Source organism: Vagococcus sp. WN80Y, from assembly GCF_059621045.1.
This window is the reverse complement of record NZ_JCAQHY010000001.1, coordinates 228,482-253,521: the sequence shown is the minus strand read 5'-3', so window position 1 is coordinate 253,521 and position 25,040 is coordinate 228,482. Positions and strand designations below refer to the sequence as shown.

The window sequence follows — 25,040 nt, the reverse complement described above, 5'->3', positions numbered from 1 at the left end:
TTTTTTTGTTATTTAATTAGCTTCTGTCTTAATTGACGATAGCACATTGTATCCTTTTTCTTTCAAAATACGGTCAATCTTTTCTTCCTCTGCATTAGACAGCTGAACCACAATTGTTGGTGTCTTTTCATTCCGATATACAACAATTTGAACGACATTAATTTGATTTTCAGCAAAGGTTTGAGCTAGATCAGCTAGAATACCTTGATGGTCATCTTTAACTTCGATCGCCAAACGAACCCCATTTTGATTATAGCCAGTAATTTCTAAAAAGGCATCAAATATATCATTATTGGTAATAATCCCGACAATCTGCCCATCATTTGAACAAACTGGTAAAACGCCGACATTTTTCTGACGCATTTTAAAAATTGCATCCTCAATTAATGCCCCTGCCTCAATCGTTTCAACTTGTTTAATCATCACATCAGCAACCGTCGTTTTATTCAACAAATAAGTTGCTTCATAAACACTTAAGCTAGTCGCTTTAGATGGCATCGCCGCCTGAATTGTCCCTTCAGTCAAGAGACCAATCATCCGACCATTTTCAATCACCGGCAACCGATGAATATGATGCTCATTCATTAATTCAACCGCTGCATTAATCTTTGTTTCCTTCGTGACAGTTATCAACTCAGTTGACATATAATTTTCGACAATCATTGGTTATCCTCCTAAATAAGCTTTCTGAACTTCCTCACTAGCCAGCAATTCTTGACCAGTTCCACTCAAGACTATTTTGCCAGTCTCTAGCACATACCCGCGATCAGCAATTGACAATGCCATATTCGCATTTTGCTCAATTAATAAGACCGTCGTTCCTTGTTTTTGAATATCTTGAATAATATTAAATATTTCTCTAATAAAAATCGGTGCTAATCCCATTGAGGGCTCATCTAAAAGAAGTAACTTAGGTTGTGACATCAACGCTCGACCCATAGCTAACATTTGTTGTTCGCCACCTGAAAGCGTCGCAGCATCTTGACCTTTTCGTTCGGCTAATATTGGAAAGCGTTCAAAGACTTCCTTCATCATTTTAGCATTCTCTTCTTTATTTTTACGTAAAAAAGCGCCCATCTCTAAATTTTCCAAAACCGTTAAACCTGGAAAAATATGACGGCCTTCTGGAACCTGAGACAGTCCTGAAGCGACAATTTTTTGTGGCGCAACCTTTTCGATCGCCGTCCCTTCAAACTCAATAGTCCCGGTAGTTGGACGAATCAATCCAGAAATCGTTCTTAAAATCGTCGTTTTCCCTGCACCATTAGCACCAACTAACGAGACAATCTCCCCTTGATTAACCTCAAAATTAATTTGTCTAACAGCCTCTATTACGCCATAATGAACAGAGACATCTTTCACTTTTAACATTATAACTCACCGCCTAAATACGCTTGAATTACTTTCGGATTATTCTTAACCTCTTCTGGAGAGCCCTTAGCGATCAATCGACCGTATTCTAAAACATACAATCTTTCGCAAACATCCATAACCAATGACATATCATGTTCAATCAGTAAAATAGTAATTCCAAACTCTTTTTGAATTTTTCGAATCAACTTCGTCAACTCAGCCGTCTCTTGCGGATTCATCCCCGCTGCTGGTTCATCTAAAAACAAAACTTTTGGCTCAGTCGCTAAGGCTCTAACAATTTCCAGACGACGTTGCTCTCCATATGGTAAATTTTTTGCCAACGTGTCAATCTTATCTTCTAAATCGAAAATCGCTAACAACTCAATGACTTTGACGCGCATTTCTTCTTCTTTTTTATAAAACTTTGGCAAGCGAGCAATACTTGTAAACAAGCCCACTTTATTTTTCCCAGTCATAGCAATTAATACATTATCCATAACTGTTAACTCTTTAAACAACCGAATATTTTGAAAGGTTCTACTTAACCCAAGCGCCGCAATAGTATATGGCTTTTTACCATTTAAAAGCTCTTCCTTACCACCAACAGTTAATTTTACAGTTCCCTCTGATGGCTCATAAACCCCCGTCAATAGATTAAACAATGTCGTTTTCCCAGCTCCATTAGGACCAATCAATCCAACTAATTCATTTTCCGCTAGCTCAATATTGACATTGGAAACGGCCGCAAGTCCCCCAAAATTTTTCGTTAGATTACTTACTTCCAGTAGTGACATGACGATCGCCCCCATTTCCTTTTTTACTCAACAATTTTTTAACTGAAAACTCCCATGTTCCCAATAATCCACCTGGTTTAAAAATCATGATAATGATTAAAAGCAGAGAATAAATAATCATCCGCAATTCCCCTATATCACGTAAGAAATAATTTAATACACCAAGTAATATTGCTGCTACAAAGGTACCTGTTAGGCTTCCAATTCCACCAAATACAACAATAATCAAAATATCAACAGATTTCATAAAAGCAAAATCCTTAGGAATGATCATTCCTACATAGCTTGCATGTAACGAGCCAGCTATGCTAGCTGTCATCGCCCCAATGATAAAAGCCGTTACTTTATATTTAGTCGTATTAACGCCCATCGATTCAGCGGCAATTTCATCTTCGCGAATCGCCAAAGTAGCTCTACCTGGACTGCTGTGAATGTAATTAGCAATGACAACTGTTGTAATCACCATAAACACAAAAACCATCTGCCAATCAGCAAACGCATCAATCCCAAAAATCCCAGCTGCCCCACCAGTTGCAAACAAACCGCCCGCAGACTGATCGCTTCCATTGACAATCACAATACGAATAATCTCCGCAATCCCTAAAGTCGCAATTGCTAAATAGTCTCCTTTTAAACGGAGTGTCGGCACACCAACCATTCCCGCAATCACTCCTGCAATCAGCATGCCAACTAAAATGCTAACAAAAAAGCCCAGAAGTCCTGGTAACTTATTAGCAACCATCCCCGTCGCATATGCACCTATCGCCATAAAACCAGCATGCCCTAAAGAAAATTGACCAGAAAAACCAATAATCAAGTTCAAGCCACTAGCTAAAATCACATTGATTCCAATAGTGATCAATAAATCCTGAATGACTAAATTAATCAACCCTACTTGTTGAAGCACAAAAATAAGTAGAAAACCAGCAACAGCTAGGCATAGCCAGACAAGGTTATATTTTAAATTCTTTTTCATCTGTCCTCACCTAAACTTTCTCTTTAACATTTTTACCAAGTAAGCCCGCAGGTTTAATCAGTAAAATAATAATTAAAATGGCATATACAATCGCATCTTTATATTGCGCCATCCCTTCGATCGGCGACCCACTAATAAAGGTTTCAATAACGCCAATAGCAAAACCACCTAATGCTGCCCCCGGAATGATGCCAATCCCACCAAATACAGCGGCTACGAATGCTTTCAATCCCGGTGTTACACCCATTAAAGGATCAATACTATTGTAATAAAGCCCAATCAAAACACCCGCAGCTGCGGCCAAAGCAGAACCTATCGCAAAGGTGAAAGAAATCGTTCGGTCAACATTGATCCCCATTAATTTAGCTGCATCAGGATCAACACTTACAGCTCGCATCGCTTTCCCCATCTTAGTTCCTTTAACAATAAATTGTAACAAGATCATCAAAATAATCGTCGTTGCTAAGATAATGATTTGAATATTGCTGATATCAAACATACCTAACTCATAAACTTTCGGTTTAATTGCCTGTGGAAAAGACCTTACCTCAGGCCCAACAAAATAAACCATCACATTTTGAATTAGAAAAGAAACCCCTATCGCAGTAATTAGCGCTGCGATTCGTGTTGAACCTCGTAAAGGGCGATAAGCAAGAAATTCAATTGCTACCCCGACGAGCGAGCAAATAATCATTGATAATAGCAATGCGGGTAGAAAAGGTAACCCAACCTTCGAAATAAGATAATAACCTGTAAAGGCTCCTAACATATAAATCTCGCCATGAGCAAAATTAATCAATTTAATAATACCATATACCATCGTGTAGCCAAGAGCGATCAAGGCATAAATACTGCCAAGAGATAGCCCATTAATCAGCTGCTGAAAGAATATTTCCATTCTGCATCCCTTCCAATCTAAAGTTATAAAGAGGGAGAGACAGTTGTCTCACCCTCCCAGTTTCGTACAAATTAATTGTCATAGTTTTACGGCTCTACAATGTCAGAGCTGCTTTCTTTTCCTTCAGTCAAGCCAATTACAACTGCTGCTTTCTCAGGATTATGATCCTTATCCATTGACATTTTACCTGTAACACCAACAAAATCTTTCAATTTAGCTAACTCATCTTTAATTTTGACACTGTCAGCTTCACCAGCATTTTCAATTGCTGTTTTAAGCATATAGACAGAATCATAAGCTAAAGCATTAAATGAGCTTGGTGTCTTACCTTTATATTCCTCTTTAAAATCCTTAACAAACTCTTCAACTTTATCAGTTGCAGGCGCATTTTCAGAGAAGTGAGACGTATAGTAGACGTCATTAACATTTTCAGCTCCAGCAATTTCTACAAGTTTGGGATCTGAGAAACCATCTGCGCCTAAAATAGGTTGTTTGATGCCCATTTCACGTGCTTGTTTAATGATTAAACCAGCTTCTGTGTAGTAGCCTGGAATATAGATAAAATCAAAGTCTTTGTCTTTAATTTTAGTCAATGTCGCTTTAAAGTCTTTATCTTTCTCAACAAAATTTTCATTTGCTACAATTTCGCCAGTAAACGTTTCTTTAAAAGCTGTTGTCAAGCCTTTTCCGTAATCACTTGAATTATCTCCGATAATCACGGCTTTCGAGCCTTTCAGATTTTCTGAAGCATACTTAGCCAAGATGCTACCTTGAAATGAATCTTGATAACATGTTCTAAAAATGAACTCTTGAACTTTATCATTAGCAATTGTAATTGCATCATCTGTTCCTGAAGGTGTAATCGCAGGCACTTGAGCCTTAGTCAGATTAGGAATTGTTGCTTTAGCTGCACCAGATGTTGCTGGGCCAATGATTGCTACTACTCCATCATTTGTCAAACTCGCTGCAACTGAAACGGCCTCACCAGTCTCAGATTTATTATCCTTAGTGATTAATTTGACTTGTTTCCCTAAGATACCACCATCAGCGTTAATTTTCTTAACAGCTAGATCAATCGCCTCTCTCTCTTGGATACCGTATGCAGAAACGGCTCCAGACAATTCTAAGTTAAGACCAATCTTAATTTCCTTATCATCCTTGCCGACCGAATTTCCTCCGCTTGCTGAACCACCACCACTATTTCCGCCACCACATGCTGCCAAAACTAGCATGGATGCTGCCATCAAAAAACCAAATTTCTTCTTCATAATTAAAACCCCCGCATATTAGTCTCTCTTTTTTTAATTCATTTAAGATGTATACAAATATAAGGGATATTGAGCCCAATGTCAAGAATTTTCTGACAATTTGATTTAGAAGATAATTCCTCTTGTAAAAATTCCTCCCTTTTCTGTGCATTTACCGCGGAATAACTAGCAAAATTCTTCAATTAGCTAACATTTACACAGCCACTTCTGTCACTTCATTTCAAACATAATTCACAAACTTCATAAAAAAGAGAATGGAACAAACGTCCCATCCCCTAATTATTTCATAAAAATGCTACTTCATTAATTCCCTGCTCAAAAAGTAAGAGATAATCGTTATCGAAACGAAACTGGTCGATTGATTAGTTACTGTGTTGTTGATAAAAAGTTGCAACTGCACCAATTAAATTCGCATCATTTTTAAATTCACATGTTTTAATGATAGGTTTAAAATCAATAATCTCTTGTTCTTCAAACATCTCTAACACTCGTCGATTAATCTCTTCAAGTAACCCAGGCTTAGCCGAGACACCTCCACCAATCACAATGCACTCTGGGTCCATTGTAAATTGTAAACTGAAAACACCACGTGCCACGTAATTGTAGAATTTTTCAACTTCTTCTGCTGCAACTTTATCTCCCTCAGTTGCAAAACGAAAAACGTCCTTACCTGAATAAGTCCCTTTTTCTACATTATTACGCAAACAATAACGATCGGCCATTTTAACAGCTGTACCAACTTTGCTAAATGTTTGGTCGCCATCAATATAAATCAGACCAAATTCTCCTCCATATAGATGAGCGCCCTTTTCAACTTTACCATCTTTGATAACAGCACCGCCAACACCTGTTCCAAGCACTAGAAACAAAACATCTTTATAATCGCGAGCGGCCCCTTTCCAAACTTCCGCTATCCCAGCCGAGTTTGCATCGTTTTCAAAAGAAACAGGTACGCCAAAATATGTTTCTAATTCCGCTTGGATTGGAAAATGATGAATATATGGAATCGCACTAATCCCTTCAATCACTCCTTTTGCGCTATTAACCGCTCCTGGAGCACTGATCGCAACTCCTTCAAGTTCTTCCTCTACAAAACCATCCTTTACCGCTTTCATTTGCGTTTTAAGATCATTCCATGTCTTTGGTGTAGGGAACTGTTCTTGACGCTCTAGAGCATCATTTTTCCACAATCCAAACTTAATCGCTGAGCCACCCCAGTCAAAAACTAAAACTGACATTCATATCCCTCACTTCATTATAATCTTTCATTACTGAGTATACCTTGGTTATAATCTTTTTTCTAGAATAACTTGATGTTTTAATAATTGGCCCTCTTCATAAATCGGTTCTGGATAGTGATCAATAAAATAATTCTCAACAACCTCTACCACTTCAAACCCTATACTTTTATAAAGCCCTAAAGCTGGACCTGATATATCACCTGTCTTAATAATAATCCGACTTACTGGGGCTTGGTTCTTAACTTGCAATAAAACATAACTAAGTAATTGACGACCAATGCCTCGTCCTTGAAACTGCTCCGCAACTGCAAGATTCATAATTTCAAAAAGATGATCGGCTTGTTTCTGTACTACTACAACTCCTAATACTTTCTCTTGATCTTGATAAACGGAAACGTACGACGTACTAACATAGTGTTCAACTTTTTTCTATCAGGGTCTGCTAATAAAAGCAACTCCCATGGAAAATCACTCGTGCTTGTGAGAGCAGTGATAGTCATTTTTAACTCTCCTATCATATGGACCATGATACTCCTGATCCTGATTTTTTCGTAAACTAAACTTCAAGGGAACATAATCAATCCCTCCACGCACAAAAGGATGACAACGCAAAATTCTTCCTACCCCCATGATCAATCCTTTAAAAGCGCCATGGGTACCAACTGCATCTACCATATATTGCGAACAGGTTGGATGATACCGACAACGCCGAGGTAGCCCCGGAGAAATATATTTTTGATAGAGCCTAACAAAACCGATTATCAACTTTTTCACCGACCATCCTCCTTATACTCGCATTTTTCTAATAAACAGACAAATGAGGGTGAAACAAAAGTAACTTTCACTTCTGCCTCACCCTCTAACAATCAACTATACAGTGGTACAAAAGCCCTACTGACTGTTTCGACATCATCACATTCTAAGAAAAACCATAATTTACTTCTAACACAAAGTATGATATCTCTAACTCATTACTTATTTCTCAGAATGCGCCTCTTATCCAAACCTCTTCATTGGCTATTCAAAAAAGTCGGTAATATGTGTCCACGTTTCTTCTTTAAAAACATCCTTTGGTTTGCCGTCACCAATCACACCATAGCCAATCATCGTACCAGCTACAAACAAGCCAATTATTAAAGCAATGACTAAGATAATCTTAACCAATTGTTTTAAGACATATTTTGTCGATGTTCCCATGAACAGATCTCCCTTTTTGCTAATATATCAGGCTGACATTAAAGACGAAGAAATATACTTCTTTTATTTCCATAAATCATAATAGCTAGCCTAACGCTTAATTAATTATACTTTTTCTTTACTTGATGCTTCTTTCGCTACTAAAACAGCACCTGTACTGTCATAACGTTCAATTTTAGCTCCTAAACTCTTCAACTTCTCATGGAAGTTATAATAGCCTCGGTCCAAATATTCCAAATGGGTAACTTTAGTTTGATCCTCAGCCACAAGTCCAACTAATACTAAAGCCGCTGCTGCTCTTAAATCAGTTGCTGCAACCTCTGCTCCGTGTAAAGTTGAACGACTGTATATATAGGCAACATTATTATCGATTTTGAAATCAGCCCCCATTTTAGCCATTTCAACCAAATGTTGGTAACGATTTTCAAAGACCGTTTCAGTTACCACGCTAGTTCCCTCTGCAACGGTTTGCAACGCACTCATCTGTGCTTGCATATCTGTTGGAAAACCAGGATGAGGCAACGTTTTAATATCTGTTGATTTCAACGTTTTAGGTCCAATAACACGAATGCCATCACCCTCATCAATAACCTCAACACCCATTTCACGCAATTTGGACACCAATGGCCCATTATGTTCAATCATAGCTTCTTCAATATAAATATCTCCAGCTGTCATTGCAGCAGCTACCATGAAAGTTCCCGCTTCAATTCGGTCTTGAACAATTCGATGAGAAACAGCAACTAAACGCTCTACACCTTCGATTTTCATTGTTTCAGTACCTGCACCACTGATTTTTGCGCCCATCTTATTTAAAACATTAGCCAAATCAACAATTTCAGGTTCTCTAGCCACATTCTCGATAGTCGTTATTCCCTTTGCACGAACCGCTGCCATCATAATATTTTGCGTAGCTCCTACGCTTGGGAAATCCAAATAAATCCGAGCACCTTTCAAGCCATTTTCAGCATGAGCTTCGATATAGCCATCTTCTTGCTTAATTGTTGCTCCTAGAGCTTGAAATCCTTTTAAATGTAAATCAATTGGACGTGATCCAATGGCACAACCACCAGGCATTGCAACTCTAGCGTGATTATTTCGTGCTAAAAGTGGTCCCATTACAACAATAGACGCTCTCATTTGACTCACATATTCATACGGCGCCTCATCCAACAATGGCCGGCTAGCATCAATCGTCATTGTATTTGTATTTTCAGAAAAATTAATATCAGTATTTAAATGTTTAATTACTTCTTTCATCATAAAAACATCGGATAAGATCGGGACATTTTCTAATGTAGTTATTCCCTCTTCTGCCAATAAGCTAGCTGCTAAAATAGGTAAGACTGCATTTTTTGCACCCTCAATCTTGACATTTCCTTTTAGCTGATTGCCGCCTTGAACAATAATATGATCCATCGTGTTCCCCCCAAGATAATTTCAAAACAAACTCCGATTAGTATAACACACCTTGCGTATCATTTATAGTAAAATCACTATTTCTTAATAATAGTAATTTAACCTTGTCCAATAGTTAACACAAAGTTGCGAACTAACGTCATGCATTCTAAGAAAAATGAACTGGCCATAAAACCAATTGCAAAAGAAATCAATAAGAAAAACATGCGTACTCGGGTAGTGTCTGCTCGTTTAAAGAAGGACTCTGTACGCAATGACTGCATTGCCCAAAAAGTTAGATACACAAAAGCAAAGTGACTAACCAATCTGACTAACGCATCAATTCCATATACCTGCATAAAAGGGTCCATCCTCTCGATAATATTTTAAACTGTTTATAGTTTAGCATAGTTGCTAAGAAAAAAAAAGGAAGAGTACTCAAATACTCCCCCTTTTTCCGCTAAGTTACAACGTTTTACTATTAAGATACTTTAAACGAACTAACCTCTCAAACTGTTTTGATTAAAAAATGCAGATGAGATAAAATCAATCTCATCTGCATCTAATCGTTTACTTACGCGAGACATTAATCCGATTAATCGCACGAGACAAAGCAACCTCAGCTCGACGCAACTGATCAATATCATGTTCTTTTTTAGCTTCTTCAATTATCTCTTCTGCTCGTTGTTTCGCCCGCTCAGCACGAGACACATCAATATCACTTGATTTTTCCGCGCTATCAGCAATAATAGTCAATACATTATCCCGTACTTCCATAATACCACCATTAATAGCAACGATGTCTTGTTCCTTACTCTCACGGCTATTTTTTATGCGAACTTCATCAATTGATAACGGAACAATAATTGGCGCATGGTTAGGTAAAATCCCCAACTCACCATCAATCGTTCGAACCACAACTAACTGAGCCTCAGGATTTTCATAGCTAAGACCATCTGGAGTCACTATCTCTACTTTTAAGTGAGCCATAGTTCTACCTCCATTCCTAATAGCCTAATGTTTTGGCTTTTTCAACTACTTCTTCGATACTTCCAACACTACGAAATGCTTCTTCTGGAAGATCATCATACTTACCAGCAAGTATTTCTTTAAATCCTCTAACAGTTTCTTTAACAGGTACATATGACCCTTTTTGACCAGTAAACTGTTCAGCAACGTGGAAATTTTGTGATAAGAAAAATTGAATACGACGAGCGCGCCCTACTAATATTTTTTCTTCATCAGATAACTCATCCATCCCCAAAATTGCAATAATATCTTGTAATTCACGGTAACGTTGTAAGATATGTTGAACTTCTGTTGCAGCCTTATAATGCTCTTCTCCAACAATCTCAGGTGCTAGCGCACTTGAAGTGGACGCTAACGGATCAACCGCAGGATATATCCCCATTTCTGTTAAACGACGTTCTAAGTTTGTCGTCGCATCTAAATGGGCAAAAGCAGTAGCTGGAGCCGGATCTGTATAATCATCTGCTGGTACATAGATAGCTTGAATTGATGTAATTGAACCTTTTTGAGTTGACGTAATACGTTCTTGTAATTGCCCCATTTCAGTTGCAAGTGTTGGTTGATAACCCACGGCTGACGGCATTCGGCCTAACAATGCTGATACTTCTGATCCAGCTTGAGTGAAGCGGAAAATATTATCAATAAATAATAATACATCCTGTCCTTCTACATCACGGAAATATTCCGCAATCGTCAACCCCGTCAAAGCAACACGCATCCGCGCACCTGGTGGTTCATTCATTTGACCAAAGACCATAGCAGTCTTTTCAATAACACCAGATTCTTTCATCTCATAATAAAGGTCATTTCCTTCACGAGTTCGTTCGCCAACACCCGTAAACACAGAAATTCCTCCATGCTCTTGCGCAATATTATTAATTAATTCCTGGATAAGAACGGTCTTGCCAACACCGGCACCACCGAATAATCCAACTTTCCCACCTTTTAGATAAGGAGCCAATAAATCAATTACTTTAATCCCTGTTTCTAAAAGTTCTGAACTAGTTGCTAGTTCAGAAAAAGTAGGAGCTTTTTTATGAATACTACTTTTTTCAACATCATCGCTAAATGGTTTTTCCAAATCAATTGTTTCACCCAAAACGTTAAAGACACGACCAAGCGTTTCTTTACCGACTGGAACAGAAATTGAAGCACCTGTATCAAGTACTTCCATCCCTCTTTGTAAGCCATCAGTTGATTCCATGGCGATTGAGCGAATAACACCATCACCCAATTCAAGAGCGACCTCTAAGACAACCTTTTGTTTTGAATTTGCTTTATAGACAATTAACGAATTGTTAATGTCTGGTAAGGATTGATCTAATGGAAACTCCACGTCGACAACGGGACCGATTACTTGAACAATCTTGCCTGAATTCATTCCACATTTCCTCCCGTCACTACTCTAATGCCGCCGCTCCGCCAACAATCTCCGTAATTTCTTGGGTAATCGCCGTTTGGCGGGCTCGGTTATATGAAATAGTTAAATCGTCAATAATATTTTTTGCATTATCTGTTGCACTCTTCATCGCTGTCATACGAGCGGCATGTTCAGCCGTTTTAGCATCTAAAATTGCCCCATAAATCAGACTTTCTGCATACTGAGGTAACAATTTATCAAGAATCGCTTCTTCACTCGGCTCAAGTATATACTCAAGCTCATAGTCTTTTACCTCGCCAGCATCTAAATCCGAAATTGGCAACATTTTTTCAGCCCTAAATTGAGAAGCTAACGAATTAATATGGTGATTATAGCACACATACAACTCATCAAAAACCTCGTTTTCATACATTTGAACGGCAGCTTTCACAATTTTTCGGACTTCTTCAAAGGTTGGATGGTCGCTTAATCCACGCAATTCATATGCCATGTTCATCCCACGACTTTTAAAAAATTCTGCACCGGCACTCCCGATAGCCATCATTACATACTCTTGATCGCTATCATGATCCTCAGCTAACATATTCAAAGTTTGTTTGATAACCGAGCTGTTATAACCACCAGCTAAGCCTTTATCAGCCGTAATCACGATATAGCCCGTTTTCTTGATAGGTCGTGATACTAACATGCTGTGATAATCATCAGGATTAACATCTTCAAATAAATCAATCTCAGCATCTCCTTCAATGTATTCAAGTTGAGTTGCTGCCAAATGAGTGACAATCTCCCGAACCTTTGTTGAATACTTTTGAAAATTTCGTGAAGAAGCTTCAGATTTATTGAGCTTTGAACCTGAGACCATCTGCATAGCACTCGTAATTTGGCTGGTTTTTTTTGTCGAGGTGATTTTTCGTTTAATTTCAATTAATGATTCAGCCACACAACTTCACCATCCTTCTATGCGTCAGCTTGACCCTCAGCTACCTTACTTGTTGCAAGAAACATCCCCTGATACTCACTAATGGCTGCATCAAGATCCTTAGACTCCGGTAAGTTCTTAGTTTCACGTATATGAGCAAATAAATCAGGATAATTATCATCAATAAAATCAAATAATTCCTTCTCAAAACGTAAGATATCATCTACAGGTATGCTATCTAAAAACCCATGAGTTAAGGCATAAAGAATCGTTACTTGCTTTTCAACAGCTAAAGGACTATGGATATCTTGCTTCAAGATTTCAACTGTCCGACGACCACGGTTTAATTTTGCTTGAGTCGCCGCATCTAAATCAGAACCAAACTGCGTAAAAGCTTCTAACTCACGGTAACTAGCTAAATCAAGACGTAAAGTCCCAGCTACCTTTTTCATCGCTTTAATTTGAGCAGAGCCACCAACCCGAGATACTGATAAACCAGCATCCACAGCGGGCCGAACGCCTGAATAGAATAAATCATTTTGGAGATAAATTTGACCATCTGTTATCGAAATAACATTCGTCGGAATATAGGCGGAAATATCTCCTGCTTGTGTTTCAACGAAAGGTAAAGCAGTCATAGAACCGCCACCTAAATCATCACTTAACTTTGCTGCTCGCTCTAATAAACGAGAATGCAAATAGAAAACATCTCCTGGATAAGCTTCCCGACCTGGTGGACGACGTAATAGTAACGATAACTCCCGATAAGCTGCCGCTTGTTTCGATAAATCATCATAAACAACTAATACGTGTTTCCCTTGATACATAAACTCTTCACCAAGAGCCGCTCCCGCATAAGGGGCAATGTAAAGAAGGGGGGCCGGTTGTGACGCACTAGCTGTTACAACAATCGTGTAATCCATGGCGCCAAACCGTTTCAGCGTTTCAACTTGCGCTCTAACGGTTGATTCTTTTTGACCAATTGCAACATAAATACAGATCATATCTTGACCCTTTTGATTAATAATTGTGTCAATAGCTATCGTTGTCTTCCCAGTTTTACGGTCTCCAATAATTAATTCACGTTGACCACGCCCAACTGGAACTAAAGCATCGATTGCTTTAAGACCTGTTTGCAATGGCTCATCAACTGATTGACGTTGCATAACACCAGGAGCAGTTGCTTCAATCGGGCGAGTTTTAGTCGTTTTAATTTCACCGAGTCCATCAACTGGCAATCCAAGGGGGTTAATAACCCGTCCAATCATTGCATCTCCGACTGGTATTTCCATAATCCGACCTGTACGCTTAACTTTATCGCCTTCACGAATGGTCTCAAAATCGCCCAAAATAATAATCCCAACATCATTTGATTCTAGGTTTTGAGCCATACCGAATGAGCCATTTGAAAATTCTAATAGTTCGCCACTCATAGCGTTCTCTAAACCGTAGGCACGAGCGATTCCGTCACCAACATACGTAACGACACCAACTTCATCTACAGCTAAAGCATCCGCATAATTAGCGATCTGTTGTTTAATGAGCGCACTAATTTCTTTTGCTTTTATGCTCACTGATTTTCACCTCTTTTTTCTCATTTACCTTAATTACTTTAATAGCTCCTTGTGCATCGCATCTAATTGCTTTCTAACACTATTATCAATTACTTTGTGATTGGCACTCACTATTAACCCACCTAAAATATCAGGATCAATCTTTTTCCTTAATTTTACCTTTTTATAGTCATAACGCTTGGCAACTTCTTCTTCGATGCGCTTACCCTGTTCGTCTGTTAATTCAATAGCCGAAGTCACCTCAGCCACCAAAATTCCTTTGTTATCATAATAAAAGTGTTCAAATTCGTCGATAATCTGCGGAATTTCCTCCATCCGACCATACTCATAAATAACCCGCAAAAACTTGGAAACAGTCTCGCCAAAATCCTTATCAAGCTCATGCAAAATATCGACTTTTTCGAAGGGCTCTAAACGATCATCACTTAAAATACGACCAAGTTCAGGTACTTCTTCATAAATCTCGCGTAAGGCTACTAATTCTTGATGAATCTCGTCCAAATGATGCTCTTCCTTTGACGTATCATACAGAACTTTACCGTAACGACGATCAATCGTTAAATTCTCAGTCTTCATTTTGCAATCCCAGCCCTTCAATATAAGAATTAATTAATTCAGTATGAGTCTCTTTATTTAATTCTTTCTTCAATATCTTAGTGGCTACTTGAATGGATAAATCTGCAACTTCGCGACGTGCAGACTCAATTAGTTGTTCTCTTTCTATCGCAATATCTTTATGTGCTTTATCACGATAATTTTGTGCTTCACGTCTAGCATCTGCCACAATTGTGTCAGCGCTATGTTCCGCATTTTCTTTTGCGCGTTTAATAATAGCAGCCGCTTCTGCCTTTGCATTATTTAACTCGTCTTCGCTTTTCTTAGCAAATTCATCTGCTTCTAGCTTTGCTTGTTCAGCCCCATCAATTTCATTCGCGATTTTTGTTGCTCGGTCATCGAGCATCTTTGTAATCGGCCCCCATGCAAACTTTTTTATTAGTAGCATCAGGAGTAAAAAAGACAAACTTACAAAAAGCATAGTTGTAAAAGTAGTGGTTGGAACACTACCTACGACTAAATGGTTGATCATAATCGCTCGCACTTCCTCTCTCACTTATATAGAAAGAAAGCAGAGACGGTTGTCCGATAATTCGGCGTCCTGCCTTCGTCTTTAATTTCCTAAGAATACTAATAATAACGCTACAACAATCCCTAAAATTGGCACAGCTTCAATTAAACCAGCACCGATAAACATTGTACTTCTTAATTCACCAGACATTTCTGGTTGACGCGCCATACATTCTAGTGTTTTAGAAATAACTTTACCATTACCATAAGCGGCCGCGATTGCTGACCCAAAAACTGCGATAGATGCTGCGATGTAATTCATAATAAATTTCCTCCTAAAAATAATCATATATTATTTTTTAATATGTGTGCTGTTAGTGCTCTGCTACTACTTTATGAGAGAGATACACCATTGATAATGTGACAAAAATAAAGGCTTGAATTGCACCAATAAAGATTGAGAATCCGATCCAAATCATTTGTAGCGGTAGCGACGGAATAAATGTAAGGATTCCTTTACTACTTGCAAGATTAGATATTAACGTTAAAAGTACTTCCCCAGCGTAAATATTCCCGTAAAGACGAAGGCCCAATGTGAGCACGTTAGTAAATTCTTCCATCAATTTGATTGGCATTAAAAATTTAGCTGGCTCTGCAAAACTATTGTGAAAATACTGTTTAATACCAAATTTTTTCATACCGAAATAATTCGTTAACAAAATCACGATAGCTGCAAGTGTTAATGTCACAAGCGGATCTGCTGTCGGACTCTTCCAATAAACAATTTCTTCTCCCTGAGGGTTATGCATACCAATTTTTGTCACTAACCCCAGAATGTTGGAAACTAAAATAAATAGAAATAAAGTAAACGCTAATAAATGATAGTTATTAACTTCCTTACTTGGTAAGTTATCAGATAATATCTTACGCACAAAGTCGACAACCATTTCTAAGAAATTTTGTTTCCCCGTTGGCTTCAATTGGAGATTTCGAGAACAAAAATAGACGACGCCGAAAATAATTGCACAAGTCAGCAAAATCATCAAACATACTGTTACATCGACATCCAATCCCGAGCCAAACACATCTCTAACAATCCAGGATGATTCTTCCATATTACTTCACCTCTTTTCCAAAGAGAAGATTATAAAAATAACAAAGATGAATAGTAGAAAAACAAGTATAAGTTTTTCCTTATCGCACTATTACTTTTTGCTATTCAACATTGCTTATGATACCACCATTTTGATTAAAAGACAAAGCTTTTCATGAAAATCAGTCATTTTTCATTCACAATATTTTAAAACAATTCTTTGTTACATTTTCTTACTCAATCTCCTTAGGATTTACATATTTTATTCATTACAACAATTACTTATCCCTAACCTTATGTGTTCATTTCTCCTCTCGCATAAAAGTCACCTACGCTTCTATCGTATCAAATATTCATCGCTTTTAAAAGAAATATGTGAGGTAAATTCACTAAAACTTGCGAAATCTGTGCCTAAAAAACAATAGAACATCAAATCTTCGCTTTTGTTCAATAACTTTACATATATTTCTTAAAAAAATAAGAGGCTCAGTAAGGTGCTTAACTCCTTTAGTTTACCATTAAATCAACTAGCAGGATAATTTTAGGCTTAAAAAAAAGAGCCAAGATATCCCTTGACTCTCTTAAACACATATTGAATAAAATGATTACTGTTAAAACAATCACTACTCATAGACTAATAACGATTCTTTAATGTTCGATCAATTTCTCGATTAATGTCTTTTCGTTTTAAATCTTCTCGCTTATCATATTGTTTCTTACCTTTGGCTATGCCTATTAGAACCTTAGCAAAACCATTTTTGATATAGAGTTTTAACGGAACTAACGTAATCCCTGGATTCTTAGTTTCACCAATTAAACGATCAATTTGCTTCCTATGCATCAGCAACTTACGTGTTCGTAGTGGATCATGATTAAATAAATTCCCTTGCTCGTAAGGACTAATATGAACATTTAACAAGTAAACTTCTCCGTTGCGCACTCGTGCAAATCCATCTTTAAGATTAATCCTTGCTGCACGAATCGCTTTAATTTCTGTTCCTTTGAGTACAATTCCCGCCTCAATTGTATCAATAACTGTAAAATCATGACGCGCTTTACGATTCTGAGCAATCAGTTGACCTTCACCTTTTGGCATTTTGCCACCTCCAAATTGAACAGCTAGATGCCAACTTAAACAGCCAGCTTATCTGCCCTTCTTTTTCTTTCCTTTTTTCTTCTTAGCTACTTCCTTATAAAATGGTTTTTTACCAGTTGCTTTTTTCTTACCAGACTTATGTTTTGAACGATAGTCTTGCGCATTTCCACGACCATCATTCTTTTTAGATTGACGCCCCTTACTTTCCACTGATTTTGGTTGACGACGGCCGCGTTGTTGCTTTGGCAAACTAATCTTATCCTTATCACTAACAGCTTCTATTGAGACCAATTCAAAATCAATCTCTCTTGTTGTTGGATCAGCTTTAGTTACCTTAATAACCACTTTTTGTCCAATCCGATAGGTGACGCCCGTTCTTTCGCCAACCAAAGCTAGATGACTCTCAATATAATGGAAATAATCGTCCAATTTATTAATGTGTATTAGCCCTTCCACCGTATTTGGTAATTCAATAAACATACCAAACTTCGTAATTGAGCTAATAACGCCCGGAAACTCTTCACCAATTTTGTCTTGCATGAATTCAGCCTTTTTAAGGCTATCCGTGTCTCGCTCTGCTTCAACAGCTCGCCGCTCCATCTGTGAACTATGAACAGCGATATCAGGTAAATGTTCTTGCCATTTTTCTTTTGTCGCTTCCTTAACCGGGTGTACAGTATATGCTTTAATCAAACGATGAACAATCAAATCTGGATAACGACGAATAGGTGAAGTAAAGTGAGTATAGTCCTCGGCAGCTAAACCGTAGTGCCCGACTGGATCCTCACTATATCGAGCTTGTTGCATGCTTCTTAACAACATTTTATTGATAACAGGCTCTTCCGGCTTTCCCTTAACCTGTTCTAACACCCGTTGTAAATCTTTTGGCGTAATATCTTCCTTTGTTCCCTTTATAATAATACCAAAACTTGTCGCAAATTCAAAGAAGCGCTGCATCTTATCTTCTTTCGGTTGTTCATGGATTCGGTAAATAAATGGGAGCTTAGCTCGCGTATAATGTCTAGCAATCGTCTCATTTGCAATCAACATAAAAGACTCAATTAAACGTTCGCCAACACCACGACTTCTCAAAACGATTTCTTCTGGATGCCCCACTTCATCAACAACTATACTAGCTTCTCGATCTTCAAACGAGATCGCTCCGCGCTCTAAGCGCATCGTTTCCAACACCTTGTGTAGTTCTCCCATCTCTTGAAACATGGGGACAAGCTCTTTATAGCGGGCGATGGTCTCTAAATTTTCCTCTTCGAGAATCTCATTAACTGCTGTATAAGTCATTCGTTCAGTGGTTTGAATCACACTTTCAAAAATGTCATAACTCACAACATGACCCAAGTCATCGATCTCCATTTCACAACTCATTGCTAAACGAGGAACATGCGGATTTAACGAGCATATCCCATTAGAAAGTCGGTGAGGAATCATCGGAATCACCCTATCAGTTAAATACACACTGGTGGCTCGTTCATAAGCCTCGATATCCATCGGACTCCCTTCCGTTACATAGTGAGAGACATCCGCAATATGAACCCCTAAAAAATAATGACCATTCTCTAACTTTTTAACAGTTACAGCATCATCTAAATCTTTAGCGTCAGCTCCATCGATCGTTACAATTACTTGATCACGTAAATCACGACGCTCACTTATTTCCTCAGAAGTAATTTCATCAGGCACCTGTTCAGCATGAGCTAAGACATCATCCGGAAACTTTGTTGGAATACCGTGCTGCAAAACAATAGACATAATATCCATACCGGGATCATTTTTATGACCAACGGTTTGCTTAATCAGACCTTCCAAAGCTTTTGTATAACCCGGTTCAGGGTAATGAGTAACTTCAACCACACAAATCGTACCATCAACCGGCTGAATCCCCTCAGCAGCAATGTAAATTTTATAAGTATTTAGCTTTTTATCTTGTGGAACAACATATCCGTAAAGATCACTTTGTTGACGCTCTTCTTCATCATAAGCCACAAATTCTCCAACAACCTGAGTCATAGAACGTGTCACAATTTCTACGACTTTCCCTTCAGCAGTTTTCCCCTCTAGATGATTAGCTGGCGTCATAATACTGATAGCTACTACATCTCCATTTAGCGCAAAATTGGTGTTTTCCTTTGCCACATAAACATCAGCCTCTTCTGGATCAATCGTAACAAAACCAAAACCACGCTCATTTGCTCTAAAAGTACCTTCTATTAATACATCCTTTATCGGAAGTTTAATCTTCCCTTTTTGGGTAAACGTAACCAACTTTTCTCTTTCCATACTTGCGATCGTTTGAACCAGTAGTTTAAAATCTTCACCACTAGTTAGATCCAAACCTTCACCAATTTGTTCCATGGAAAAGCTCTTTTTAGAACTGCCTTCCATGTAACCTATTATTTTATCTTTAATTGTTTCTTTCATTCGTTCTCCTTTTTTACACTTTTTCAACCCAGAGCGAACCCCCTGAGTTTCATGACAATCAAAAAACGGTCTTCCTTATCCTATTAATTCCAAGGTAATTTTTCTATGTAAGCTAAGACATCCTTTTGCATCTGCTGACGTGCTGGTCCGACAGTAATCACATGACCACTATCAGAATACCATTTGACTTCTGAACTAGAGTTAATTAGAGCCTTGTCCATGATATAAACATCTGCTGGATCAATCATCTTATCTTGCCCTGCCTGCACAAGCAAAGTCGGTTGCGTGATTTTTTCTAACTGATCAAAAACAAGCGTTGTAAAGTCTTTAATTTCAGCTAACTGTTGAAGTAATAGCGTATCAATGTCAGCTAATCGTTGACTAATTTCTTGAGCATCATCAGTTGATTGTGAAATCAACTGCTTAGCAAATAGCTTAAATGAGGGCACTATATTTGTCGTTGAATTTGGCACAATAGGAGAGCAAAACGACCCGCCACCAATAATTAATTCCCGATAGCTCTCTAGCGATCTAATGGCAAAAATACCACCTAAAGATAAACCAAAGACAGCTAATTGAGTGCATCCCTGTTCTCTCATAAAATCAATACTGCTGATCATATCTTCTTGCCACTTATCTGGCCCAGCCGCCAAAATATCTTCTGGTCGTTTAGTTCCATGTCCAGCAAATAAAGGCAGTAACACCGAATACCCTTCATTGTTTAAATAACGACCCAACGATCGAACATCATTTGGGCTTCCCGTATAAGCATGAAATAAAATAATTCCCTTTGAATTCCCTTTAAAAAAAGTTGTTTCTGGTAATACATCCTTTATCATCATAAGTTCCCCTCCGAATTGTCACAATTTAATTAGTCCTTGTCGTTTGTTTGGCTACCATTATTATACCTAAAAAAGCCTCCTGTTTTATGTACAGGAGGCTTTTTTCTCTTACTTAGATGATAAAAAGGCTAAAATTAAGGCAACAATGCCCCAGCTAACGCCTAAAACAGCGGTAAGTTTTTGCATGACTGCTTCAAAACCACGAGCTTTTTGTTTACCAAATAATTGGTCCGCTCCACCTGTAAACGCACTAGCAGCACTATTTTGCTTGCTTGGTTGCATCATTACAGCAATTATAATTAAAATTGAAATAACAATCATGAGACCTAAGAAAAAATTATACACAGGGTGACTCCTCCTTGCTCTTTACTAATTGACATCTTCATAAGTTTATCATAAATAATTTTAGAATACTAGTTTTTATGATGATTTTTGTCCACTCTATTTTTGAACGAACAGAAGACATACTCAATACTTATCAATCCACATTACTTTTTTAACTGACATTTTATAAAACATAAATAGCCCTCTTATTTCGGCTTATTTTCATTTGTCACAAAATCTGTAAATATCACAAATACCTTCTCTGCTAAGACTAAGTTTTTTAACGTTTTAGTCCAAAAATAGCTTTTTACCTGATCAGACTCGACCAAAACCATAAGTCTCGAAGTCAAAAAAATAGGTGCTATATCTTTAGCCGCATATAGTTTGTTTGGCCACTGACGATTAGGATGACTAAAGTACTCCGTCACACTTGCCAACTGCTCACTCGCAGATAACTGCCCCGCCACTGTCCACCAATTTGTCACCGCGACAATGCCATTTCTAATATGAGACACTTGAAATAAACAAAACTGGGACACTTGTTTAATACCCAAATAGTCACAATTGGACTCTAAAAATGGTGGCAAAGGGTCTCGATTAAACTGCTTTTGTAATAACCCAATCAAAAGTTGAAGCTCCTGAGCGCGTTCAAAGTTTTGTTGGTGACTCAATCGATCTCGCTCTTTCACTAGGAACTCAATCATCTCAAGCACTGGTAAATGTAAAAAATTTCTAATATTAGTTTTTTGAAACTCATAAATAGCTGAATCAACATTACGATAGCATCCGCCTAAACACATACCAAGATCGACATACAAGCAGGGTCTACCTTTATTCTCTTGACACTTTGACAAAGGAATTTCACGTTCTAAATAATTAAATAGCAATTGAACTAGTTGCTTTGAACCGTAGGGACCAAAACATTCAGATTCACTTGTTGGTGTTTCCGTCAAAAACATTCTTGGGTTCAATTCATTGGTTATTTCCAAATACATGTAAGAACGTTCTTCTTTTAAGGCTCGATTATAATAAGGCTTAAAATGAGCAATCATTAATGCCTCTAAGGCAACAGCCTCATCGTCAGACGCCAAATTAATAATGTCAAAATGACTGACTTCATGCATCAAACGCTGAGTCTTCTCATGCTCAATTTTATTAAAGTAGCTACTCACACGTCGCTTCAAATTTACTGCTTTCCCAATGTAAATAATCTCATGACGCTTATTTCTCATGATATAACACCCTGGTGTAGTGGGTAATCCTAGAGCACGCTCTTTTAAAGTCATAAGATTAGTTCCTTTCAACCGCAAAAATTGCTACTGTTAATTTACCATTTTTTCAGATGCAATTGCAACTATCACTCCTAATCAATAACTATTTATTGTATTTAAACACACATAAAACCATCTCAAAGCTTAGACAATGAGATGGTCATGAACTCCTTGAAACCTACAAAAATCCCGCCTTGATCATTATTTCCTTTGCTTTCTTTAGCTGCTTCTCACTAACTAAAATAATTGGCCCCGTACAACCCATGCCACTTTCGGCATAGATTCTCTCTTGCCATAAACATTTTACTGCATCCTCTAACTCAATAACATCTACACCTGTTATTTCTCCAGTAACAATTTCTTTTGGCGGCATCTCAACCTCTATTATTGCCCTCGATTTAGGTTGTAAGCTTGTACAAATCTCTTTTAATTTAGCTTTTTTGGCTAATCCATATTCACGTTGACTTATACCAGACAAGTCTCCTTGCGCCAATTGATAACTATAAATAAGGGCATTTGCTATAACAGTAGCCCCACTAGCTCTTGAAATAATCAAAACATTATTTCGGTAGCCATCTCCAACCCCCGGCCCATATCCATATCCAGTTGCTTCATAGTTGCCTCCTGTATTAAATGCTGAAAACATCTTCATTAAAATATTCCCAGTTAAACTATCGCAAACCATCACATCAACACTACCCAGTAATAAATCATTCCCTCTCATAATTACGCCACCATCGCTTCGACGACTCTCAGAAAAATTGATTGGATAGCCGTTCTCAGACAAGTCTTTTAACGCTCGTTCAACGCTATGAGCCCCATCCACATTTAAAATCCCTAAAGTTGGTTGTGTAATTCCAGACGCTTTGGCCGCAATAATACCATTAATCGCATTTAGAACCATTGCTTCATTTCGGTTAGAACTAGTCGTTCCAGTTGTTGTTGAAATGAACATTTCCTTTCCTAACGCTGGTGTCACTACTCGACCAACTGTTGAAACACCAATCGGAAACGAATAGTGCAGAGTCACACATCCCTGAATATAACCGCTCGCTAATAGCTCTTCCATTTTAGTATAATTGTCTGCCTCACAGGTTGTAGCAAAAGCCTCCACCCCCACCCAGTTTACTTCTGAACCAATCACGACTATCTCAAATAACTGATGAGATTGAGCCAACACAACAGCTTGATACATGACGTCTTTCCCATGCTCACTCCCATCAATTGTAAGTCCAATTTTGATTTTCGGACCCAACTTTCCGGTTTCCAAAGCCTGAGCCATCTCATTGAAAACATCCTTAATCGTAGTTGTTACTTGATTTGACATATCCTCACCTCTATTCATCAGACAAATTAACTGAAAATTCTCGTAGCGCTTTAGCAACAGCTATTTTAACTTCTGATTTTAAATCAGCTGTATTTTCCTGACCAAGCTCACCACTATTTCGTTCAATAATAATCGACATGCCATCAAAAAGATTGGTCATCCTTCCTAAAAATAAAGAACCCTTTCCAACAATCATCGCTCGATTTTTATCCCCACTTGTTAAATCAGAGACAGCAAAGCCTAAGTAGGGAACACCGCTTGGAATATGACCTTGAGTGGGTGCCCAACCTGGCAATGATTTTTCATTCACAAATCCCTGTAATTGACTGCGTTCCAGTTCTTTTCTAATCACACCGATTGCACCAATCATCTTCAAATTAGCAGCAGGTACATCACCCGCTCCAGCTGGTTTAGTAATATCTGGGTTTTGCATCTCTAAAGAATAGGCATCCACATCACTCACTGTATACCCACCAGCATCTAAAGGTGCCGCCACCAATGCAGTTGTGACAGCCTGAGGACTAGAACCGCTCGACACACTATGACGACCTATTAAATCCGATCGTAATATAGGATGTTCACCATCATTTTCGCTTATCAATGCTGCAAAACCGCCTAAAACATCCTCCAAAATTGGTAGACCTTTCTCTACGTGAGACTTACCATTCATCCCAAGCTTGGCCGTTGCCCCACCAGCCACTATCACCACATTTCTAAACGTTTGGGATCGCACAAGTGACGCTGCGCTGATTAAAGCATGAGTAGGTGCTGCACAAAAACCACGAATATCCGAACCCGTGGCATTAACACAACCTGATAGCTCAGCAATTGACTTAGCAAAATTACCTCCGCCACGCTGATTCATATCTCCACATGCCTCTTCACTACATTCGATCACATAATCAACATCCACCGGATCAATGCCTTGTTGCGACAACAGATGACGTAATGACATAACACCACCGGCTTTCACCACAAGGTTTTCTAACATCACATGGGCATTCAAATTAGGATCTATATCGTGAGCTTTTTGGACACACCCTACCAAATGATAATTGTCATACAGTCCCTCTGCATGATGTTCTGCCACTTGTTCGCTAATCCATTCTTGCGTATGTCCCTCTTTAATTTTTTCAACTTCTTCACTAAATAATGGATGACTAGACAAAGCCTCTTTGACCGTTTTGGCATAATTATCTTCTAAATGAACTAACTCAAAAACATCACAAATATGCAAAACCCCGTAGAATTCCTTTTGAGGCATAATTTCGCCTAGTTTACTATAGCGCTCGCCCTTGATGATTTGCTCATTCCAAGGTTGAGGTATTTTCTTCAATTGACTATAATGCATATTGCCAATATAAGTCTGGTTAGGCGCGTAATTTACAACATCATCATATGATCGCAAATGACTTCTAATCTTTGTTAAATATTCACTAGTTGGATTGACAATCCGCTCAGTTGTTTGAGTCGTTCCATTCTTTTCCACCATGTCAGGTGTATGAACCAAAACATAACTCGCAGCTCTTAATGTTGCGTAATCCATAAGCTTCCTCCT

Annotated in this window: 26 protein-coding genes and 1 pseudogene; all 27 read right to left on the bottom strand. The window is 38.2% G+C overall.

Annotation, left to right across the window (positions count from 1 at the left end; all coding sequences use genetic code 11):
• Positions 1-12 precede the first annotated feature (12 nt).
• A complete protein-coding gene (locus AC5KOD_RS01250) occupies positions 13-663 on the bottom strand; it encodes a CBS and ACT domain-containing protein (protein WP_496912730.1) in 651 nt (216 codons plus the stop codon).
• A gap of 3 nt (positions 664-666) precedes the next feature.
• Positions 667-1,371 carry an ABC transporter ATP-binding protein gene (locus AC5KOD_RS01245; protein WP_496912729.1) on the bottom strand — a complete coding sequence of 235 codons (705 nt, stop codon included), beginning with the start codon at positions 1,369-1,371 and terminating at the stop codon, positions 667-669.
• The gene (locus tag AC5KOD_RS01240; RefSeq protein WP_496912728.1) at positions 1,371-2,147 is read right to left on the bottom strand and encodes an ABC transporter ATP-binding protein; all 777 of its coding nucleotides are present in this window, start codon (positions 2,145-2,147) and stop codon (positions 1,371-1,373) included. Before AC5KOD_RS01240 ends, AC5KOD_RS01245 begins: the two co-directional genes overlap by 1 nt.
• Entirely contained in the window at positions 2,125-3,123 is a 999-nt protein-coding gene (locus tag AC5KOD_RS01235) for a branched-chain amino acid ABC transporter permease (protein ID WP_496912727.1), read from the bottom strand. Before AC5KOD_RS01235 ends, AC5KOD_RS01240 begins: the two co-directional genes overlap by 23 nt.
• A gap of 10 nt (positions 3,124-3,133) precedes the next feature.
• On the bottom strand, positions 3,134-4,021 hold the full coding sequence (locus tag AC5KOD_RS01230) for a branched-chain amino acid ABC transporter permease (RefSeq protein ID WP_496912726.1): 888 nt from the start codon (positions 4,019-4,021) through the stop codon (positions 3,134-3,136).
• Positions 4,022-4,107: 86 nt separating this feature from the next.
• Complete coding sequence (locus tag AC5KOD_RS01225) at positions 4,108-5,289, bottom strand: ABC transporter substrate-binding protein (protein WP_496912725.1); 1,182 nt, start codon at positions 5,287-5,289, stop codon at positions 4,108-4,110.
• Positions 5,290-5,651: 362 nt separating this feature from the next.
• Positions 5,652-6,527, bottom strand: coding sequence for an ROK family protein (locus tag AC5KOD_RS01220; protein WP_496912724.1), 876 nt, complete (start codon positions 6,525-6,527; stop codon positions 5,652-5,654).
• A 48-nt stretch (positions 6,528-6,575) separates the two neighbouring features.
• Positions 6,576-6,926, bottom strand: a pseudogene (locus tag AC5KOD_RS01215) (GNAT family N-acetyltransferase); the annotation flags it as partial.
• Positions 6,927-6,998: 72 nt separating this feature from the next.
• Positions 6,999-7,304, bottom strand: a complete 306-nt coding sequence (yidD, locus tag AC5KOD_RS01210) for a membrane protein insertion efficiency factor YidD (protein ID WP_496912723.1) — start codon at positions 7,302-7,304, stop codon at positions 6,999-7,001.
• A 243-nt stretch (positions 7,305-7,547) separates the two neighbouring features.
• Positions 7,548-7,727, bottom strand: coding sequence for a DNA-directed RNA polymerase subunit beta (locus tag AC5KOD_RS01205; protein ID WP_496912722.1), 180 nt, complete (start codon positions 7,725-7,727; stop codon positions 7,548-7,550).
• A gap of 105 nt (positions 7,728-7,832) precedes the next feature.
• Positions 7,833-9,146: a UDP-N-acetylglucosamine 1-carboxyvinyltransferase gene (gene murA, locus AC5KOD_RS01200; protein WP_496912721.1), complete on the bottom strand. Its 1,314-nt coding sequence runs from the start codon at positions 9,144-9,146 to the stop codon at positions 7,833-7,835.
• 98 nt (positions 9,147-9,244) lie between these two features.
• On the bottom strand, positions 9,245-9,484 hold the full coding sequence (locus AC5KOD_RS01195) for a DUF1146 family protein (protein ID WP_496912720.1): 240 nt from the start codon (positions 9,482-9,484) through the stop codon (positions 9,245-9,247).
• Positions 9,485-9,695: 211 nt separating this feature from the next.
• The gene (locus tag AC5KOD_RS01190; RefSeq protein ID WP_496912719.1) at positions 9,696-10,115 is read right to left on the bottom strand and encodes a F0F1 ATP synthase subunit epsilon; all 420 of its coding nucleotides are present in this window, start codon (positions 10,113-10,115) and stop codon (positions 9,696-9,698) included.
• Between the two features lie 16 nt (positions 10,116-10,131).
• Positions 10,132-11,535, bottom strand: a complete 1,404-nt coding sequence (atpD, locus tag AC5KOD_RS01185; protein WP_496912718.1) for a F0F1 ATP synthase subunit beta — start codon at positions 11,533-11,535, stop codon at positions 10,132-10,134.
• Between the two features lie 19 nt (positions 11,536-11,554).
• A complete protein-coding gene (locus tag AC5KOD_RS01180) occupies positions 11,555-12,475 on the bottom strand; it encodes a F0F1 ATP synthase subunit gamma (protein ID WP_496912717.1) in 921 nt (306 codons plus the stop codon).
• A 17-nt stretch (positions 12,476-12,492) separates the two neighbouring features.
• Positions 12,493-14,028: a F0F1 ATP synthase subunit alpha gene (gene atpA / locus AC5KOD_RS01175; protein ID WP_496912716.1), complete on the bottom strand. Its 1,536-nt coding sequence runs from the start codon at positions 14,026-14,028 to the stop codon at positions 12,493-12,495.
• A gap of 33 nt (positions 14,029-14,061) precedes the next feature.
• A complete protein-coding gene (atpH, locus tag AC5KOD_RS01170; RefSeq protein WP_496912715.1) occupies positions 14,062-14,604 on the bottom strand; it encodes an ATP synthase F1 subunit delta in 543 nt (180 codons plus the stop codon).
• Positions 14,594-15,115: a F0F1 ATP synthase subunit B gene (atpF, locus tag AC5KOD_RS01165; protein WP_496912714.1), complete on the bottom strand. Its 522-nt coding sequence runs from the start codon at positions 15,113-15,115 to the stop codon at positions 14,594-14,596. The genes atpH and atpF overlap by 11 nt, the downstream gene beginning before the upstream one ends.
• A gap of 81 nt (positions 15,116-15,196) precedes the next feature.
• Positions 15,197-15,415: a F0F1 ATP synthase subunit C gene (gene atpE, locus AC5KOD_RS01160; RefSeq protein ID WP_126780248.1), complete on the bottom strand. Its 219-nt coding sequence runs from the start codon at positions 15,413-15,415 to the stop codon at positions 15,197-15,199.
• A gap of 52 nt (positions 15,416-15,467) precedes the next feature.
• Positions 15,468-16,208: a F0F1 ATP synthase subunit A gene (gene atpB, locus AC5KOD_RS01155; protein WP_496912713.1), complete on the bottom strand. Its 741-nt coding sequence runs from the start codon at positions 16,206-16,208 to the stop codon at positions 15,468-15,470.
• A 612-nt stretch (positions 16,209-16,820) separates the two neighbouring features.
• On the bottom strand, positions 16,821-17,282 hold the full coding sequence (smpB, locus tag AC5KOD_RS01150) for an SsrA-binding protein SmpB (RefSeq protein WP_496912712.1): 462 nt from the start codon (positions 17,280-17,282) through the stop codon (positions 16,821-16,823).
• Positions 17,283-17,330: 48 nt separating this feature from the next.
• Complete coding sequence (rnr, locus tag AC5KOD_RS01145; RefSeq protein WP_496912711.1) at positions 17,331-19,718, bottom strand: ribonuclease R; 2,388 nt, start codon at positions 19,716-19,718, stop codon at positions 17,331-17,333.
• 83 nt (positions 19,719-19,801) lie between these two features.
• Complete coding sequence (locus tag AC5KOD_RS01140; RefSeq protein ID WP_496912710.1) at positions 19,802-20,560, bottom strand: alpha/beta hydrolase; 759 nt, start codon at positions 20,558-20,560, stop codon at positions 19,802-19,804.
• 108 nt (positions 20,561-20,668) lie between these two features.
• A complete protein-coding gene (secG, locus tag AC5KOD_RS01135) occupies positions 20,669-20,905 on the bottom strand; it encodes a preprotein translocase subunit SecG (RefSeq protein WP_496912709.1) in 237 nt (78 codons plus the stop codon).
• Between the two features lie 185 nt (positions 20,906-21,090).
• On the bottom strand, positions 21,091-22,170 hold the full coding sequence (locus AC5KOD_RS01130; protein WP_496912708.1) for a GIY-YIG nuclease family protein: 1,080 nt from the start codon (positions 22,168-22,170) through the stop codon (positions 21,091-21,093).
• Positions 22,171-22,333: 163 nt separating this feature from the next.
• Positions 22,334-23,482, bottom strand: a complete 1,149-nt coding sequence (gene grdD, locus AC5KOD_RS01125) for a glycine/sarcosine/betaine reductase complex component C subunit alpha (RefSeq protein ID WP_496912707.1) — start codon at positions 23,480-23,482, stop codon at positions 22,334-22,336.
• A gap of 10 nt (positions 23,483-23,492) precedes the next feature.
• On the bottom strand, positions 23,493-25,028 hold the full coding sequence (grdC, locus tag AC5KOD_RS01120; RefSeq protein ID WP_496912706.1) for a glycine/sarcosine/betaine reductase complex component C subunit beta: 1,536 nt from the start codon (positions 25,026-25,028) through the stop codon (positions 23,493-23,495).
• Positions 25,029-25,040 lie beyond the last annotated feature (12 nt).